Raw genomic sequence first — 1,652 nt, 5'->3', positions numbered from 1 at the left:
CTGCTAGTCATGAACCTCGAAAAGAGACTCCGGGTTCTCTTTTTGCCTTTTTTGCAATGGCTCTGGTCGACCCTCTCATTCCGCTTACCCGTGATGCCGTAAATTGCGACCCGTTCAGCAAGCCCTAATTAAGTCGTTTTCATAAAAGATCGCATAAAAACAACCAACCCAAACACAAGCTTGGGTCGGTTGCACTACTAGCTTTCTTGCTATTCAAGTGCCCAGTTGAGAATAGCTGCTCATCGCTTCCACAAGGATTCAATTTAGGGTAAATATAAAATTTTCATAGGCCAATGGAACTATTTCAGTATACCAAATCTAGCAATGATTGCAATATATCCCCATTAAATTTTCTTTACAACTTATAAATGCATCATTTTTGACCATAATTTTCACGTCAACGGCTTAATATTACATGATATTTTCACTAATGAGGCGAAATATAGCTAGCGTAAGAGACTATAATTCTAATCTCACCTCAATGATGGATTAGGCATTTATACCTATATACAAATTAAAAAAAGCCTTTAAACACTTGGGAACTCTCTGTTTAAAGACTTTTACATAGAGATGGCATATCCAGACAGACCATTAAAAGCGTTTTGACAAGTCGCGGGGGCTTTCTCTCTCTAGTCCCCCGTCATGCAGCGCTACCTTTTAAGGAGCTCATCCACTTTCACTTTCATGCTTCGTATGGTCGTTTTCTTATACTGAATTCCAAGTCGAAGCACCTTGAGCTGCTCTCGGCGGGACAACTTTTTGAATCTGGGCTCCTGTCTCAAAAACGAGCGAATAATGGACCAGCTGTTGCCGGCAATATGATCCGTGTTGTTGTAGGGCAATTCATAGGGCAGATTTCGTTTTCGGAAACGGTTCAATAACGATGCAAACGTCGATACAATTTTCCCTTCGTCCACCAGACACGGCACGGCTTTTTTCTTCGTATACTTTTTGTAGTATTCCAAGTGATTATTTCCGCCTACAAGGACATAACCCTTATCTTTTCGGCTTTTCCGGACGATCAACAGCTGCATGCAGTCCTGGGCGACTTTGCGAAGCTCCTTGCTTCGCTTTGTTGGTTTTGCGGCCAACTCCGTCTTTATTTTGGTTAGAGGTATATATTGCACCGTATATCCCATGCGGCAGCACCCCTCTTAAAGTTTGGTTATTGTAGTTTATGCCATCCTCCTTTAAATGTACCGTTTACGGAATTCGCTCACCGGCTCCAAAGACGATCGGAAGGGAATATGTTCTCCCAATCGCCTAATGACACCGCCTTAGCCTATGAAAGAACAAATCCCCCAAAAGCCATCCATGCCGCTACGCGGCACCACAGACAATGGAAATGGGGTACCAAGAGTAATTTCCAGGGTAGTGACGTGATGCTCTGAAGCTTATTCCGTCCGCATCCGGCCTAAGTTGGATCGGCGTCTAACCATTCCTCTGGGATCGTTCTATGGTATGGTTAGACATTACTTTCGGGGGAGAACCCGGATATCTACAGGATATGGCTGCGCATCATTTCCCTAGAGTAAAGGGCAGAGAAATCTGCCCCTCCTCATCAAACCGTACGTGAGGTTTTCCCTCATACGGCTTTCCGATGTTCGTCATTCATGTGCATGCAGATTACAAGAGCGTTTTAAGTCCATATT

The 1,652-nt window shown here is 43.8% G+C and carries 1 protein-coding gene; it reads right to left on the bottom strand.

Annotated features, from left to right (window positions below):
• Positions 1-650 precede the first annotated feature (650 nt).
• Complete coding sequence (locus tag N0M98_RS33590; RefSeq protein WP_259620501.1) at positions 651-965, bottom strand: hypothetical protein; 315 nt, start codon at positions 963-965, stop codon at positions 651-653.
• Positions 966-1,652: the final 687 nt, after the last annotated feature.

It is taken from the genome of Paenibacillus doosanensis (genome assembly GCF_025060755.1).
Lineage (GTDB): Bacteria > Bacillota > Bacilli > Paenibacillales > NBRC-103111 > Paenibacillus_S > Paenibacillus_S doosanensis.
Note: the sequence above shows the minus strand (reverse complement) of the source record. Positions and strands in the feature narration are given on the sequence as shown.